This is a genomic window from Nostoc sp. CHAB 5836, from assembly GCF_020829445.1.
Taxonomy (GTDB): Bacteria; Cyanobacteriota; Cyanobacteriia; order Cyanobacteriales; family Nostocaceae; genus Nostoc.
Map to the genome: position 1 here is coordinate 12,632 of NZ_JAIVFV010000030.1, position 16,495 is coordinate 29,126.

Genomic DNA, 16,495 nt, shown 5'->3' on the forward strand with positions numbered 1-16,495 from the left:
TGGATATCAGCGCAGAGATGAGGAGGGAAATCAAGGGTATACTTGAGAAAAACTCAGGTGCAACAAACTTATAGACAGCTTACCACCAGTAGACATCTGGTGAAAAAGAATCTCAAACACTTATTCTGTCTAGGTGAAAACCTAATTTGCGAAGATGTCTAGTACATAGAAATAGTTCACAATTTGTTTTGGCGGAAGTAATAGACCTTACCGCAACTTCTTTTCATACAAAGCAAATTCACACATCCAAATATTTAGCGGGAGAGTTTACATGAAGCTTGTCATCCACGGCAAAAATATTGAAATCACCGATGCAATTCGTGAGTATGTACATCAGAAGATTGAAAAAGCAGTTAGTCATTTTCAGAGCATTACAAATGAAGTGGATGTGCATCTTAGCGTCGCCCGTAATCCCCGAATTAATCCAAGACAAGCGGCGGAAGTAACTATTTATGCTAATGGTAGCGTTATTCGTGCGGAGGAAAGTAGCGAAAACTTATATGCCAGCATTGACTTAGTTGCAGATAAAATTGCCCGTCAACTGCGTAAATACAAAGAACGGCGTCAAGACCAGAAAACTCAACATCAACCAACAGAAACAGTTGTTGCAGAGTCGGTAGTAACAGATTTAATTGGCGATCGCACCCCCGAACTACCCAACGAAGTCGTCCGCACCAAATATTTTTCCATGCCGCCGATGACCCTTGCAGAAGCCTTAGAACAGCTGCAACTCGTGGGACACGACTTTTATATGTTCCGCAATTCGGAAACTGGAGAAATTAATGTAATTTACGAACGCAATCACGGCGGTTATGGTGTGATCCATCCGCGTAATGGTAACGGTCATACCAACGGCAAGAATGGTAAGGCTAATATTGTCATGCCAGAAAAGTCGCACTCTAAATAGGGAGTGGGGAATGGGGAATGGGGAATGGGGAGATGAGGGAGATGAGGGAGATGAGGGAGATAGGGAAGAAATAACTCCAAACTCCAAACTCCAAACTCCAAACTCCAAACTCCAAACTCCTATTTCGCAATCTGTTGCAAAGTTTTCAGCGCTTCCTCAACATGACCTTTAAAGTTAAACAATAAAACTTTAAACAAAATATAGTCTAGCATAGTCAGATATAGTCTAAAAGTCCTTACTGATGAAATTGTCTGATTATGCTAAAACTTTGGGGATTTCGTATCTTACCCCTTGGCGACACTACAAAGCAGGTAAAATACCATACCCAACAGAGCAACTTCCTACAGGGACGGTAATTGTTGATTACGACCCAAAAAAGACATCAGAGGGTGTTGTTAGGGTTGCAATTTATGCCAGGGTATCAAGTGCTGAAAACAAAGATAATCTGAATAGGCAAGGCCAGAGGTTAACTCAATATGCAATTGCCAAAGGATATCAGATCGTCTACATCGTCAAGGAAGTAGGGAGTGGTCTAAACGACAATCGCAAGAAACTAGAAAAGCTTTTACTCAAAGACGATTATGATATTTTGCTAGTCGAACACAAAGTTAGGAAAGCGTACAAACCAAAACTTTACTCAAATACCACACGCTAGATTTATCGAGATTCTGACTTATAAATTAGAACAAGTTGGCATCGCCGTTAAGGTTGGAGAAGAATCTTACACCAGCAAGGCATCTTTTATTGATTGGGACATTATCCCAATTTATGATCCTAACAATAAGGTAAAGCACATCTTCTCAGGGAGGCGTGTCGAACGTGCGTGGTATGTCAGTAAAAATGGTTTGAAGATTCATGCCGATCTCAATGGCGCACTGAATATCGGCAGAAAAAGTAATCCTGAAGGTTTTGATTATCTCAAATCTATTCTAAGGGATAGGGGATGTTTGGTAGTACATCCAAGGCGGATAACTCCACTATTCAAGCGTGTCCATGCTAAAGGTAGGGTTGCTTAAATCTGAGTTGCAGATGTCTGACTATGTTTGACTATGTGATTTGGAACTATAAGTACTAGCTGAAACCGCTACTTTTGTCTTCGATTTCAAAAGTTTGTGAGGGAACTGACTTTTTTGGTTGATTACTTTGTCCTGGTGTCACATACTCGATTGCGAGATTGATGGTATTTTATTTTTGCACAAACTCCTTTATCCCAATCGCCATACAAGCTATGACACTCAATTTATATTTACTGCGACATGGAGAAACTACTTTTAGTCAAAGTGGTAATTTCTGCGGTGAAACTGATGGGGAGTTGACAACAGAGGGGATGCAGATGGCAGAGAGTTTTGCCGATGTTTATCAAAAATTGAAGTGGTCAGCAGTTTATGTTAGCCCGATGAAGCGCACAATTGCAACTGCCAAGCCATTTTGTAATGCTATCGGTATGGATATGCAGTTGCGTGACGGACTTAGAGAAGGTAGTTACGGCGAATGGGAAACTAAGAGTAAATCCTTTGCCCAAGAGAATTACGCAGAAAACTATGTAAAATGGTTGACAGAACCCGCTTGGAATGCACCACTAGGTGGAGAAACTGCGGTAGATATTGCTAACCGTTCTATGCCTGTAATTGCTGAAATTCAAGAAAAACATCCCCAAGGTAATGTTTTAGTAGTTTCCCATAAAGCCACGATTCGGATTATGCTTTGCAGTTTACTGGGAATTGATTTGGGACGCTATCGCTATCGGGTGAATATTTTGGTTGCGTCGGTAAGTATGGTTAAATTTGACGTTAATGGCCCAATGCTCGAAATATTAGGCGATCGCCATCATATACCCGATCGTATTCGCTCTCGTCCGGGAACATAATCGGTATTGAGCCGGGATGTTTGTAATTTCCGGCAAGATGGTTTGAAAATCCCTACACTAAGTAGAGCGACGCAAATAAAGGTAACTGGCTAAGGCTGTCATTTGTCATTTGTCCTTCGTCATTTATAACGGTTTAAGGTGTATTTACGTTTCGTAATATAGTTTGGTTTATTCTTGCCGACTTACTTATATGGGTTTAAAAAATTGCTACATCTAAGTCTTAAAAGCAAGGAGTTACAACGAAAAATCAAGCCTTTTCAGGTTATATTGCAGGTTTTTGGTCATATATCGGCTCAACATCTGCTTCTTTTCTATTTCGCGCTGTGTGTCTGGTAGCAGCATAAAGATGCTCCAGATCCAGAGGATACTCTCTATTGAGGCGTTGTCTCCGGCGTCGGTGTCGGTGTGGGAGTGGCAGTTTCTGTGGGAGTTGGCGTTGGCGTTGGCGTGGGTGTGGGTGTCGGAGTGGCAGTTTCCGTGGGCGTTGGTGTTGGCGTTGGCGATGGGGGAGGGGTAAGATTTTCTGCTGTAACGCTGAGTTGATAATCTAGTGGTTTCGATGCTGTGGAAACTACGACAAACTCGTAAAATCCGTTTTCTGGTAATTTAGCTGACAAACTACGCTCTTTAGAATCTTCCAAAAATTTGATTTTGCCAGAGGGTGAATAGACTGATAACAAAACTTGGGAATTTCCTTGTAGCTTCAATTCCAGAGATTGCTCTTTGGCAAGTTGAGCAATGAATACTTTACCACCGCCAGGTTGGAGAGTACCGCTTACTGTTTTACCGATCGCACCCGGTTCAAACACAAGTTTCTGGAAAGCACTACCAGCAAGGATAGCGCTGAGTTGATCGCTAACAAATCCGTACCAAACTTGCCCAATTGGTTGACTAAGAAAATCTTGACTACGTTGCCCCGGGAATATACGGAAGAAGGCAGCATCTCCCAAATCATACAAAGAACGACTACCAACGTTGATTTTGTTGATTTCCATTTTCTGGCGATCGCGTTCAGCAGTTGTGTAAGTTCCCAATTGTCGGCGGGTGTTGTCACTCAGTAGGGCAAGTTTTTCCAGCAATTCGGAGGCTGTTTTATCCCATTCTGCCCGCAAACTCTCATCTTCAGGGCCGTTGCTGAGAGTCCGTCCCCGTAAACTAGGATTTCTGTCCCAAAAAACTTGATTCACCAAGTTCAGGTAGAAGTTAGAGTCAATACCTAGCTGTTGACGGCGATCGCTTAATCTTTCTTTGCGTTCCCGTTCTGCTGGCGAATATTGCGCTAAAGGATCAGTCGGTTGTTCACTGGTTGGGGTTGGGCTGACTGTAGAATTAGATTTGACTTCCCCAACATTGCGGCTGCTATTCACTCCCCACCAAATTAATCCAACACTAGCAGTTGCTAACAGCGTCACTAGGAAGGTTTTTGCTGGTGTCCATTGGGGAGGGGGGGATGGGGGGGATGGGGGGGATGAGGGGGATGAGGGGGAGACGGCGAGGGTGGCTGATGTGGGTTCTGGTGGTGTGGGATATTCAGTTGGGGGATAATTAATTGTGGGCGGGTTGATAGCTTGGAGTACTTGACGGGCTGATTGATAGCGATCGCTAGGTCTAGCAGATAGCATTTTATCTAATACCTGTGCCAAAATCGGACTCAGGCTAACTTCCCGTCGCCACTCCCAATGGAGATTGTAGGTATCAATTAATTCTTGAGGATGTTTTCCTGTCAGTAAAACTAACATTGATGCTGCCAAGGCATATAAGTCGCTGTGGGGTGATACGGAGCCAGTTTGCATCTGTTCTGGAGGGGCAAATCCGACTTTACCCAATAGGGTTGGTGATGGGGAAGATGCAACTATGCCGGGTTGGTAATATTGGGAAGCAACGGTCGCTACTACTTGTTTGACACCGCCAAAATCAATTAAAACTGGCAGTTTGTCAATAGTGCGAAGTATTAAGTTATCTGGAGAAATATCTCGATGAATAACGCCTATGGAGTGAATGTATTCCAACACGGGCAAAATTGAAAGCAATAGTTGTCGCACTTCTGCTTCTGTAAAGCGTAAACCCTGCTGTATCCGGGCATTTAACAACGAGTTGTAAGTTTCCCCTTCTACATAATCTTGCACCAAAAATAGATATTCTTTGCCCCCTAAGTTTAGCCGAAGCAGTTCCCGGAAGCGGGGAATTTGGGGATGTTGCAGTTTATAAAGAACACTCGCTTCCCTCTCAAACAGTTCTTCAGCTTTTTGGACAACGTAGGCGGTTTGAACTTGGGGGGAAAATTCTTTTAAAACACAAAGTTCGCGGAAACGGTTGACATCTTCAGCTAAATAAGTGCGTCCGAAGCCACCTTGGCCAATTTGACGCACAATCACATAGCGATCGCCTAAAGTTAGTCCCGGTTGGATAGTATAACTCATGGGCATATCCAACAAATTTTCACCACACTGGAGACAAAAGCGACTACCTGGGGAATTTTCATGTGCTTTAGAACAATATAATTTTGTCATTTGTTATTTGTCAGTAGTGACTCTTCCCCAGTCTGCTTACTTGCCAGATTGTACTTTACTAACTTGATCGGCTGCGATCGCATACCAAATTTGACCAAAAGTCTGTTGATTGAGTTTCCTACGCTGCTGATCAGGAAACAACCGATCAAATTTTTCATTTGTCTGTTTGTTCAGTTGATCAATTGTATAATTCCCCAATTGCCCTGATCTCGCTTGTCGTCTCCATATTTCGTAATCTTTTTGACTATATTTCCCCAGTTGGCGACGAGTTGCTGTACTGAGGTCAGCCTGTTCTAGTTTATTCAATAAATCGTCAGCGAAACCAGACCATTCATCTCGTAAACCAGCGTCTTCTGGCTTAGATGTCAGGCTACGTCCCTTTAATTCCGGTTTTTTTGTATAAAATAAATCATCTACAAAGGCAATAAAAAATCCTTCAGTAATTTCTAGCTGTTGACGACGACTGATAATTTTCTGGAGGTCGCTATTTTTTCCTTTGTCGCTGTCTGGCTTCCCGCCCGGTAATTGTGGAATTTGCGGTAACGAAATTGATGGAATCGTAATTGAAGTTATACTCCGAATGACTGCATTTACTACCGCCCAAGCACCTGCGCCAGTTAAGACAACTACAGCCGTCCCCCCTAAACTCATCACAAAAGGGCGAATCCAAACGGGCAAAGATATCGGTTTTGGGATTGCTTGCGTTTTGCTCTGAAATTTACTCAAAACTGCGCTGGCGCGTTGCCTTCCTGGAGCAACTACCATCGTCTTAATCTTGGTGGTAATATAATTACCTGGGGATTTAGTAGTAGTTGGCGATGGTAAATCTTTGAGGATTTGCTCGGCTCGTTGGTAGCGATCGCTCGGTTTATAAGCCAGCATTTTTTTTAACACTGCTTCCAGTTGGGGACTAACTCTAATTTCCTTCCCCCATCCCCAAATTCCCTGATAGCTATCGTATAATTTTTGCGGTTCTTGACCTGTAAGCAAGACCAATATCGTCACAGCTAAAGAGTATAAATCACTACTAAAAAATGCTTTTCCCTGCCGTAGCTGTTCCTCTGGGGCATAGCCCTTTTTACCCAGCAAAGTGTTATTTCCAACCAACTTGGTGCGCCAAAAACCTTGAGAAGCTGGCAATTGCTTGACACCACCAAAATCAATTAATACTGGTAGATTATCAGAACGCCGCCAAATCAAATTATCAGGAGAGATATCACGGTGAACTACATCTCGTGAGTGGATGTAGGATAACACGGGTAAAATCTGTTGGAGGAGGGTGATTATTTCCTCTTCACTAAAGGTTTTTCCTTGAGTCTGACGCTGCTCTAATAATTGGTAGTAATTGTCACCATCCACATAATCTTGCACTAGAAAGAAAAAATCTGATTCGCCGATCTTCCCTTGTAGCGAAGCGTGAAAACGGGGAATTTGTGGATGTTGGAGTGTTTTCAGGACATTCGCTTCTCGTTCAAATAACTCTTTAGCTTTTTGTAAATCTTGTTGTTCTTCTACTTGGGGTGCAAATTCCTTCAGCACACAGGTTTGATCAGCTTTATTTCTATCCTTTGCCAAATAGGTGCGTCCAAAGCCACCCTGCCCTAAATGACGGATAATTTGATAGCGATTATCCACAACCTGTCCCGCAGCAAGAGGTAATGGCTCACCGCAATGAGTACAAAAGCGGTTACCACCATTATTTGTGTGTTGTTTACTGCAATAGAGCTGCATGGTGCCCAAGGATAAATTAAGGTTTTATTGAATAACTACAACCCGCATACCTTTATTTTCGGATATCTTACGAATTACGTAAGCGAGTATTCGTTGGCAAAGCCTCTCGTAGAGAGCGTCATTACGAATTATTTTAACGGTGTTGATTCTACTTCAAAATAAAGAACAAGCGTCATGAACTCGAAATCAAGACAGCAGCAAGTAATTAAAGCATTTGAAGATTTTTTATCTACCCCCCTAGAAACCATACTCCAACGGCATCTCAACACTCAAACTTCGGCAGTTTTGAGTTTATTTCACGATGTGGCAACTAACGTACCTGCCTACAAAGCTTTTTTAGAAGAAAGAGAAATTAATCCCGCGACTATTCAAACCTTAGAGGAGTTTCAGAAACTACCAGCGATCGCTAAACAAAATTATATACTGCGTTATCCCTTAGCTGACTTGTGTCGCAACGGACAACTCCAAGGGTGCGACATCATAGCTGCTTCTTCCGGTTCCAGTGGTAAACCGACATTTTGGCCTCGTTTTTTCACAGATGAACTCCAAATCACCACACGCTTTGAACAGATTTTTCACGATAGTTTCTATACAGATACCAGACGTACCCTAGCAGTAATTTGTTTCACTTTGGGCACTTGGGTCGGTGGGATGTTCACTACTAATTGCTGTCGTTATCTTGCTAGCAAAGGTTATCTGATCACTGTAATTACTCCTGGTAACAACAAAGAAGAAATCTTGCGAGTTGTCCAAGAACTAGGTTCAGCTTTTGAACAAGTGGTGTTATTGGGATACCCGCCATTTTTAAAAGATGTGATTGATACTGGTGTCGCTCGTGGTGTCCAGTGGCAGCAATATCAGATTAAATTAGTGATGGCGGGAGAAGTATTTAGTGAAGAATGGCGGAGTTTAGTTGGTGAAAGAGTTGGTTCACAAAATCCTTGTTATGATTTTGCATCACTCTACGGCACTGCGGATGCAGGAGTTTTAGGTAATGAAACACCGTTAAGTATTTGTATTCGCCGTTTTTTGGCAAAAAATCCGGATGCAGCTAGAGCTTTATTTGGTGAATCGCGTTTACCTACACTAGTACAATATGATCCCTTCACTCGCTTTTTTGAAGTTGAAGATGGGGGATTACTGTTTTCGGGAGACAACGGTATTCCTTTAGTGCGCTATGACATTTTAGATACTGGCGGGATCATTAGTTATGATGCCATGCTGCAATTTTTAGCTGAATGGGGATTTAATCCGCTTGAAAATCTCTGTTATGACACTCAACAACACTCACCTAGAGGTATTCATCAGCTACCTTTCGTTTATGTCTTCGGGCGTTCTAACTTTACAGTTTCTTACTTTGGTGCAAATATCTATCCAGAAAATGTGACCGTGGGATTAGAACAACCAGTAATTCAAGAATGGGTGACAGGTAAATTTGTATTGCAGGTGAAGGAAGATGCTGACAAGAACCTATTTTTATCTGTGGTTGTGGAATTAGCACCAGGGGTAGAGGGTAATGAAGCTCAAAGACTTGCGATCGCATCTTCTATTGTTTCACAACTGCTACGCCTAAATAGCGAGTTTGCTAATTATGTTCCCGCAGAATATCAAACACCACAAGTTACATTAGCCCCAATGGGGGAGGCAGAATATTTCCCGATTGGGGTGAAGCATCGTTATACCCGTCAATAGTAAGTAGGTTGGCGCAATTAAAGTTAACTGGCTAAGGCTGTCATTTGTCATTTGTCATTTGTCATTCGTCATTAGTAAGGGTTTTAAGCTTATTTACGTTTCGTAACATACTTGAGTTTTTTCGCACCAAGGTATTTACTAGGCGCGATGAATCAGCAAGAAGACGCGATGAATCAGGAATCAGGAAGAAGACGCTGTCAAAATAGATGACAAAAACGCCTTGTAGAGACGGCGATTTATCGCGTCTCTCTTGTTCGTTCAGAACACAAGCCCCTTCGTTCAGAACACAAGCCCATTCGTTCAGAACACAAGCCCCTTCGTTCAGAACACAAGCCCATTCGTTCAGAACACAAGCCCCTTCGTTCAGAACACAAGCCCCTTCGTTCAGAACACAAGCCCATTCGTTCAGAACACAAGCCCATTCGTTCAGAACACAAGCCCATTCGTTCAGAACACAAGTTTATTGTCGTAGAATTACTGAGCTAGCAATCCAATCTTATTACAAAAAACACCTTTTTTTGGAAGTTTTACGGAACCACTATACTGTCCCATTGAGACACTCTAGAAAGATAAAGTTTAGTAAAAAGTCTGCATTGATGCCACGCCAAAAAAGAACCTCTTCCGTGCTAGAAAAAACCGAACAGAGAGTAATCGGATTTAAATCGATTAATTCCAGCCTCGACTTTGGTGATTCGATCAGCTTAAACCATTTAACCGAGTTAACCGGGCAACTCCGCAACCAGATTGACCAGTATAATATGATGCTGACTGCCATTGACACAGCAAAGCAACAAATAGAAACCCTTGAAAAGACTATCCGCGAAACCTCTGAGCGCTTAATCAGTGGTGTAGCATTGAAGTATGGCAAAGACAGCCGGGAATACGAAATGACTGGCGGAGTACGCAAAAGCGATCGCATTCGTAGAGCCACCATTACGCGGTTAAAATCCACCGCAGATTTAAAAGCGGCTTCTACACAGACCGCGTAATGAGCAACAAATAGGCATCATTCACCATGAATGATGCCTATGTTATCGCAGTTTTATTCCTCAATCAACTCAAAATCAACTCGCTCATAAATATCACGCAAGGTAATTTCAAAATCAATAGAATCTAAGATTAAAACTGCCTCTTCACCTTCATATTCCTTAAAAATCCATTGACCTTCTGTTTGCTTAGTAAATTGTTCCACAGCAAAACTATACTGATCAATCATAATATATTCCTGAAAACCAGGAATTGAACGATAATATTTAAACTTATCTGTTTTATCATAATTTTTAGTTGAATTTGATAAAACTTCAACAATTAATAAGGGATTAGTAATAATTGTTCTGTTTGTTCCCTCGTAGATAGGCTTACCTTTGATGACTATAATATCAGGATAAGTATAGAGGCGATAACGAGGTATTGATAATTTCACATCCCCTATGTAAATATCATAATCTTGTCCTTGCAGTGTCAACGGAAATTTTTTATAAAAATTACCTGCAATTTTGTTGTGGTTAGTTGTTCCCCCTGTCATCGGTATAATTTCTCCATCTTTGTATTCATTTTTATATTCAGCCTTTTCTTCTAATTCCAAATATTCTTCTGGGGTATAGTAGCGCTTTTCTATTTGTAAAACCATATTAATTAACTCACAAAATGAGGGAATGACTATGTTATCAATAGCGTAACGTAGCCTAAAGATAGCGAAAATAAATATTTTTGTTATAACAAAGATGGTTGCAGACAATGTAACAATAGCGATCGCATCTTCTATTGTTTCACAACTGCTAAGTACGTTGGCACGAAAAAAGTCAAGTATGTTACGAAACGTAAATACACCTTAAATGCTTATAAATGACAAATGACAAATGACAAATGACAGCCTTAGCCAGTTAGCTTTATTTGCGTCGCTTTACTTATAGAGACTTTAATAGACATCTGGTGAAATTAAATATGCCTTATCCATAACCCTTGTAGAGACGTAGCAGTGCTACGTCTCTACATTTATTGTCACCAGATGTCTAATTAAGCAAACCAGCCCGCAACGCTAATACAGTTGCTTGGGTGCGATCGCTGGATCAATCCACGACTGACCTTCATTGGTAGATTTGCGTCGCTTTCAGCATATGGTAGGTAATTATTAACTGGGTAAGAGCGAGGGGGTAACTTTGGAGTGTTTCCCCAGTTGTACCAGCAATTTTACCCAGTTCTGGATTACTTTCGCGATCGCAAATATTTCGTAAATGGGGCATATCGGAACAAATAATATGCTCTAGCTTATTCACCTGTTCTAAGGTGGCATGACCATCAACTTCTAAGACATCTACCGGCTTACTCATATCCCTGTCTAGTCCCAGGCGGATTGCTGAGTCAGAATCACCATAGCCAGAGATGATAATCTGGGTGAAATCTGGGTGGGGAATTGTCGGACGAAGTACCAAACGGACATTCAGGTGTCCATTGGTTCCATCATCTTCTTCAGTGGCTGGATAAAAACTAATGACTATATCAGACCATTGCCGTTGCGGACGAATAAATTGTGCTGAGTCTGGTTCGCGCTTTTCTAATTCCGCTAGTACCTGTTCCGGAGTGTAGCCTCGCTTTTGGGTATCCCGCTTGACTTTCCACTTAGAACGCAGTGTTTCTGGAGGTGCAAGGTAAACTTTCACGTCGTAGGAATCACGGGCAGCACGGGTAGAATAACCGAGTAATCCCTCAATAATCACGAATTTATTGGGTTTGATATACTGGGGTGGCTCGAATGTGCCGGTTTTATGGCTGTAAACTGGTTTGAGAATTGGCTGTCCTGTGCGTAGCAGCGAAAGGTGTTGCTGCATAATATCTAAGTGGTTGCAGTCCGGGTGGAGGGCAGTTATGCCAATTTCTGCACGTTGTTGGCGATCGTAACGGTGATAATCATCTGTACAAATGAGCGTGACATTTTCTGGGCCGAGTACCTGAGCGATTCCTCGGGTTAGGGTTGTTTTCCCAGCAGCGCTGTCGCCTACAATACCAAGAATTATTGGACGGCTCATCATACCTCCCAGAATAAAAATAAGCTTATTAATAAAATTCCCGACAATAGTTTTAATTCTAGAAGGATTTAGGCAAGTAACTCCAGCAATGGCTTGGTATGCAATATCTCTACATATAGAATGTCTCTGCGCTGGTTTATTGCATATTGACACTCTCCTGCCTAAAGGCGAGGAGATTCTTAAGACTTCACAGCCTTAATATCCTGTTTGCACAGGTTCCCAAACTCACCACGTTTGCACGTAAGTGCGTGGTGATACCGCCAGTTGCTCTACTTGGGGAGACCCCAAGACCGCACTGGCTCACCTTTTGGGCGTTTAGCACTCTTGCAGCAAGTTTCGCAAAGTCCCCGCGTACTATCTCCAAACCTCTATCTCTAATAGTTTTTGCAGCACCGATGTCAGCGTGTTCGTGATATCCGCATTCTGTACAAATGAACTTCTCACCATCACGATTTGACTTATCGATATGTCCACAATTTCTGCATTCCTGACTAGAGTGTTTAGGATTAATTTTAATTACGACTTTTCCTTGCTTTGCAGCGAGATACTCAATCTTTAAAATTAATTCACTCCAACTTGCATCAGAGATAGCGCGATTCAAACCAATATTCTCGATTGTCCATTTAAGACTCATAGTTTCCAGAATTGCTTAAACTCCCAACTCTATGGACACCCAGCTATTTTGTTTCTACTGCTGGTAATATTTCTACAAAAAATGTAATAGAGTATACTGCACACCAAAAAGATTAAATCGTAGCACCGTTTACGGTGCTACCAGCTTTCATCAAGAGCCTGAAGTACGAAAAACGCAACTGCGTTGCTGTTTCTCAAGGGTTTTCAGCATTTCCCTTATAATTTGTAATGACGTTCCCGGAATTGCTAACTTAATTAAGTTTTGTAACGGAGATTTAGCAATAAGCAAGCAAATAAAACAGGAGTAATTTTGTATAAGAATTCTTAATTATGAACTTTTCTGGAATCCTATGTAGTCACATTGTAGTTATAATGTAACATTGACAAAGGATTGATATGCGCTTACCTATTGCCATTGGTGCAATCTTAGTAGCATCTGTGAGTTTCAACGCCCCAGTAATGTCTGCGACTCCTACGCAGGGAGTACAAACAGAGATTGCTACCTCAAAGTTAAGACAGCTAACAATTAATCGCCAATTGTGGAATCGACAAAAAATTAACAATTACCGCTACCAACTTAGCAATGATTGCTTTTGTATTTCCGAATTTAGAGGCCCATTAATTATTGAAGTACGTAATGGCAGAACAACTTCTATTACAAATGCAAACACTGGTAAGCCACTGAATTCAGAATTATTACGAGAACTACGACAATATAGTACGATTCCCAAGCTCTTTAATTTGATTCAGAATGCGATCAATCGGGGAGAATCCGAACTAACTGTGGGATACAATCCACGACTTGGTTATCCAACCCAAATTAATATCGGTAATCTAGCTGCTGATGCTGGTATATTTACTAGAATTAGCAACTTTGAAATACTTCAGAAGCGTTAATAACATCAATCGATGAAGCTATTTTTGATCAAGTGCTGCGCCCTTACCAATTAGCGATCGCTACCTAAATTTACCCTTGCCAGTGACTCAAAAGTTGAGCAAGATCGAAGCGATCATCTGTGGAAAGTATACTAGAAACCCCGCTTCCATTCCTCTCCCCGAAAGGTCAAGACGCTTGAAACCCCCATTCCCTTCAAGGGTTGGGGGCTAGGGGGTTAGATTTGGGAGACTTAGATGTCGTTACGTTCTAATGGCTTGCTACTACCTCTGTTTCAAGGCGAACTAGTCGGTCTGCCAAAAGTTTCTCAAGGTCTTCTAACGCCTTGGTGAAACCTTTGATGCCCTCGTCTAGTTTGTCCGTTGCCATACGGTCAGCAGCGTGTAATTTGTCGTAGGTAGCTTTGTCAATGGATATCTTTTCAATTTCCAAATTTGCTACCTTAGCAGGGTCGAGTTTGCGTGGTAGTTCTCCAATAGTTGCCTGTAATTCAGCCAAAAGCGATGGCGAAATGGTCAGCAAATCACTACCTGCAAGTTCCGTAATTTCACCAAGATTACGGAAGCTAGCTCCCATAACTTCGGTTTTATAGCCGAATTTCTTGTAGTAGTTGTAGATTTTGGTGACAGACAAAACTCCTGGGTCTTCGGCTGCTGGGTAGCTATCGCGTCCGGTATCTTTTTTGTACCAGTCAAGAATCCGACCGACGAAGGGAGAAATTAGGGTAACACCAGCTTCGGCACAGGCGATCGCTTGGTGAAGACCAAACAACAAGGTCAGGTTACAGTGAATACCTTCTTTTTCGAGAATTTCCGCAGCACGAATGCCTTCCCAGGTGGTGGCAATTTTAATCAAAACGCGATCGCGCCCAATTCCGGCGGCTTTATACTGGGCAATTAATTCCCGTGCTTTGGCAATGGTAGCTTCGGTATCGTAAGACAAGCGAGCATCCACTTCTGTAGACACACGACCAGGAATGATTTGCAAAATCTTTAATCCAAAGGCAACTGCCAAACGGTCAAAAGCTAGAGAAACTATCTGTGCTTGGGTAGCACCAGCTCCAGCATCTTTTTTTGCCTGAAGTAAAGTTTGATCGACAATTCCCTGATATTCTGGCATCTGCGCCGCAGCAGTAATCAGAGAAGGATTGGTGGTAGCGTCTTGGGGTTTGAACTTTTGAATTGCCTGAATATCCCCTGTATCTGCGACTACAACAGTCACTTCTCGCAATTGTTCTAGTAAATTCTTAGACATAAAATACTCCGTGATGTTTGTTTAGGATTTACTTATTCCCCAGTTCTTTACCAAGTGAGTGTTGAGTTAGGAGTTAGGAGTTAGGAGTTTGGAGTTTGGAGTTTGGAGTTAGGAGTTTGGAGTTTGGAGTTAGGGGTTATTATTCTCGTCTCCAGTCCCCGGTCTCCAGTCCTTAGTCCCTTCAATTCTCATTCTGACAATTTTTCGGAATCGTTGCTCAAGTTTGCTTACTATCGAGAGCTACACCCTATTCTAAGTGCCTTACGCCGAAATTGGCTGTCCAATGGAATGCACTTTGATTAAACTGGTTGTTCCCGATTTACCAATTGGAACGCCAGAGGTAATTACCACCTTATCGCCCTTATTGGCTAAACCCATGTCTACAACTGTGTTCACGACATTGGTAAACATCTCTTCGGCATTGTGGACTGGTGGGATCAACAAAGGTTCCACACCCCAAGAAAGTGCTAGCTGACGGTAAGCGGTGGCATCAGCAGTCAGGGCAATAATGGGAGAAGTTGGGCGATATTTAGACACCATTCTCGCCGTACTCCCTGAAGTCGTGTTACAGAGAATTGCCCGTGAGCCTGTTTCATAGGCGATGCGACACACCGCTTCTGCCACAGATTCGGTAACGCTGAGACTGCCTGCCTCATGACACCAAGAATGTCTGCTACCCTCATCTAGAGCCTGTTCTGTCCGCACGGCGATGTCGTGCATCATCTGGACGGCGGCGATGGGATATTGTCCGACAGCTGTTTCACCAGAAAGCATTACCGCATCCGTACCATCTAAGATGGAATTGGCAACATCGGTGGCTTCGGCGCGGGTGGGGTCGGGGGAGCTAATCATCGACTCTAGCATTTGTGTGGCTGTAATTACCGGCTTACCAGCCTGATTGCAACGGCGAGTTATATCTTTTTGAATTAGAGGGACTTCATGAATCGGCATTTCTACCCCCAAATCGCCACGGGCAATCATGATTCCGTCGGCAACCTTCAAAATGGAGTCAAACTCCTCTACTGCTTCTGCTCTTTCGATTTTGGCAATTAAGCGGATGGAAGCATGAGCAGCTTCAATCATTCGCTTGGCGGGTTCTAAATCTTGTGGCGATCGCACAAAGGACACCGCCACCCAGTCTACACCCAACTGAATACCAAAGCGCAGATCCAGCAAGTCTTTTTCGGTGATGGAACTTACAGGTAAAGGAGTTTGGGGCAGGTTTACTCCCTTGTGCGTAGAAATTAATCCGCCAATTTTCACCTGGGCCCGAATGCGATCGGCATCGCGATCGGTAACAATCAACTTGACGCGACCATCATTAATCAAAATCGGTTCGCCGGGCCGCACCATTGCGAACAAAGTTGGCAATGGTAAAGGTATTTCGTCAATACTCTCACCCTTTTCTTGCAAAACAAAAGTGACTTCACTAGCAGCTTCTAAATTTAACCCTTCCGGTGGTAAAGTTCCCAAGCGAATTTTGGGGCCACACAGGTCTTGCATAATTGCGATCGGCTTTTGCTGCTCAGTACTAATCTGCCTGAGATAATGAGCCGTTTGGGCGTGGAATTCATAGGCTCCGTGGGAAAAATTCAGCCGCGCCACATTCATTCCAGCTTTTACCAAGGCTTGCAGCTTTTCAGGTGCAGATGTAGCCGGCCCAACAGTACAAATGATTTTAGTTCGACGCATAAGGATTAGGGGTTGAGGAGTAACCTGCAAATTTGGATGCCTTATACCAATTCGTAATTCGTACCTCGACCTCGCTCGGCAACCTAATTCGTAATACCTCGACTTTGCGGTTCCTGAGCGTAGTCGAAGGACGGCACAAGTTCGTAATTAAGAGACTTCAGAATTACGAAACGTAAATACACCTTAAACCCTTATAAATGACGAAGGACGAAGGACAAATGACAAATGACAGCCTTAGCCAGTTAGCTTTATTTGCGTCACTCTACTTAAGTCCTATTAAAGAATTGG

14 protein-coding genes and 1 pseudogene are annotated in these 16,495 nt (G+C 42.6%); 8 read left to right on the plus strand and 7 right to left on the minus strand.

Annotated features, from left to right (window positions below; all coding sequences use genetic code 11):
- Positions 1-271 precede the first annotated feature (271 nt).
- The 4 genes from raiA (at position 272) to LC605_RS08915 (ending at position 2,774) form a co-directional block, all read left to right on the plus strand.
- Positions 272-907: a ribosome-associated translation inhibitor RaiA gene (gene raiA / locus LC605_RS08900; protein WP_229547199.1), complete on the plus strand. Its 636-nt coding sequence runs from the start codon at positions 272-274 to the stop codon at positions 905-907.
- Between the two features lie 10 nt (positions 908-917).
- Positions 918-1,079, plus strand: coding sequence for a hypothetical protein (locus LC605_RS08905; protein WP_229547200.1), 162 nt, complete (start codon positions 918-920; stop codon positions 1,077-1,079).
- Positions 1,080-1,148: 69 nt separating this feature from the next.
- The gene (locus LC605_RS08910; RefSeq protein WP_229547201.1) at positions 1,149-1,562 is read left to right on the plus strand and encodes a recombinase family protein; all 414 of its coding nucleotides are present in this window, start codon (positions 1,149-1,151) and stop codon (positions 1,560-1,562) included.
- A 573-nt stretch (positions 1,563-2,135) separates the two neighbouring features.
- A complete protein-coding gene (locus LC605_RS08915) occupies positions 2,136-2,774 on the plus strand; it encodes a histidine phosphatase family protein (RefSeq protein ID WP_229547202.1) in 639 nt (212 codons plus the stop codon).
- Positions 2,775-3,145: 371 nt separating this feature from the next.
- Here the strand turns inward: LC605_RS08915 and LC605_RS08920 are convergent, their stop codons facing one another.
- Positions 3,146-5,284 (minus strand): serine/threonine-protein kinase, encoded by a 2,139-nt coding sequence (locus LC605_RS08920; RefSeq protein WP_229547203.1) that lies wholly within the window; start codon positions 5,282-5,284, stop codon positions 3,146-3,148.
- Between the two features lie 36 nt (positions 5,285-5,320).
- Entirely contained in the window at positions 5,321-7,015 is a 1,695-nt protein-coding gene (locus tag LC605_RS08925; RefSeq protein ID WP_229547204.1) for a serine/threonine-protein kinase, read from the minus strand.
- A gap of 174 nt (positions 7,016-7,189) precedes the next feature.
- Between LC605_RS08925 and LC605_RS08930 the strand changes: the two genes are divergently transcribed.
- Both LC605_RS08930 and LC605_RS08935 read left to right on the plus strand, forming a co-directional pair.
- Positions 7,190-8,707: a phenylacetate--CoA ligase family protein gene (locus LC605_RS08930; protein ID WP_229547205.1), complete on the plus strand. Its 1,518-nt coding sequence runs from the start codon at positions 7,190-7,192 to the stop codon at positions 8,705-8,707.
- A 596-nt stretch (positions 8,708-9,303) separates the two neighbouring features.
- Positions 9,304-9,696 carry a hypothetical protein gene (locus tag LC605_RS08935; protein ID WP_229547206.1) on the plus strand — a complete coding sequence of 131 codons (393 nt, stop codon included), beginning with the start codon at positions 9,304-9,306 and terminating at the stop codon, positions 9,694-9,696.
- Positions 9,697-9,749: 53 nt separating this feature from the next.
- Here LC605_RS08935 and LC605_RS08940 read toward each other — a convergent pair whose 3' ends face one another.
- The 3 genes from LC605_RS08940 to LC605_RS08950 form a co-directional block, all read right to left on the minus strand.
- Positions 9,750-10,337: a Uma2 family endonuclease gene (locus tag LC605_RS08940; protein ID WP_229547207.1), complete on the minus strand. Its 588-nt coding sequence runs from the start codon at positions 10,335-10,337 to the stop codon at positions 9,750-9,752.
- Positions 10,338-10,794: 457 nt separating this feature from the next.
- The gene (locus LC605_RS08945) at positions 10,795-11,733 is read right to left on the minus strand and encodes a phosphoribulokinase (RefSeq protein ID WP_229547228.1); all 939 of its coding nucleotides are present in this window, start codon (positions 11,731-11,733) and stop codon (positions 10,795-10,797) included.
- Positions 11,734-11,920: 187 nt separating this feature from the next.
- Positions 11,921-12,367 carry a transposase gene (locus tag LC605_RS08950; RefSeq protein WP_229547208.1) on the minus strand — a complete coding sequence of 149 codons (447 nt, stop codon included), beginning with the start codon at positions 12,365-12,367 and terminating at the stop codon, positions 11,921-11,923.
- 2 nt (positions 12,368-12,369) lie between these two features.
- On the opposite strand from LC605_RS08950, the pseudogene LC605_RS08955 reads away from it, so the two are divergent.
- Positions 12,370-12,483, plus strand: a pseudogene (locus tag LC605_RS08955) (IS200/IS605 family transposase); the annotation flags it as partial.
- Positions 12,484-12,762: 279 nt separating this feature from the next.
- Positions 12,763-13,263, plus strand: a complete 501-nt coding sequence (locus tag LC605_RS08960) for a DUF6174 domain-containing protein (RefSeq protein WP_229547209.1) — start codon at positions 12,763-12,765, stop codon at positions 13,261-13,263.
- Between the two features lie 247 nt (positions 13,264-13,510).
- Here the strand turns inward: LC605_RS08960 and LC605_RS08965 are convergent, their stop codons facing one another.
- Positions 13,511-14,515: a transaldolase gene (locus tag LC605_RS08965; RefSeq protein ID WP_229547210.1), complete on the minus strand. Its 1,005-nt coding sequence runs from the start codon at positions 14,513-14,515 to the stop codon at positions 13,511-13,513.
- A gap of 261 nt (positions 14,516-14,776) precedes the next feature.
- Positions 14,777-16,207, minus strand: coding sequence for a pyruvate kinase (pyk, locus tag LC605_RS08970; RefSeq protein ID WP_229547211.1), 1,431 nt, complete (start codon positions 16,205-16,207; stop codon positions 14,777-14,779).
- Positions 16,208-16,495: the final 288 nt, after the last annotated feature.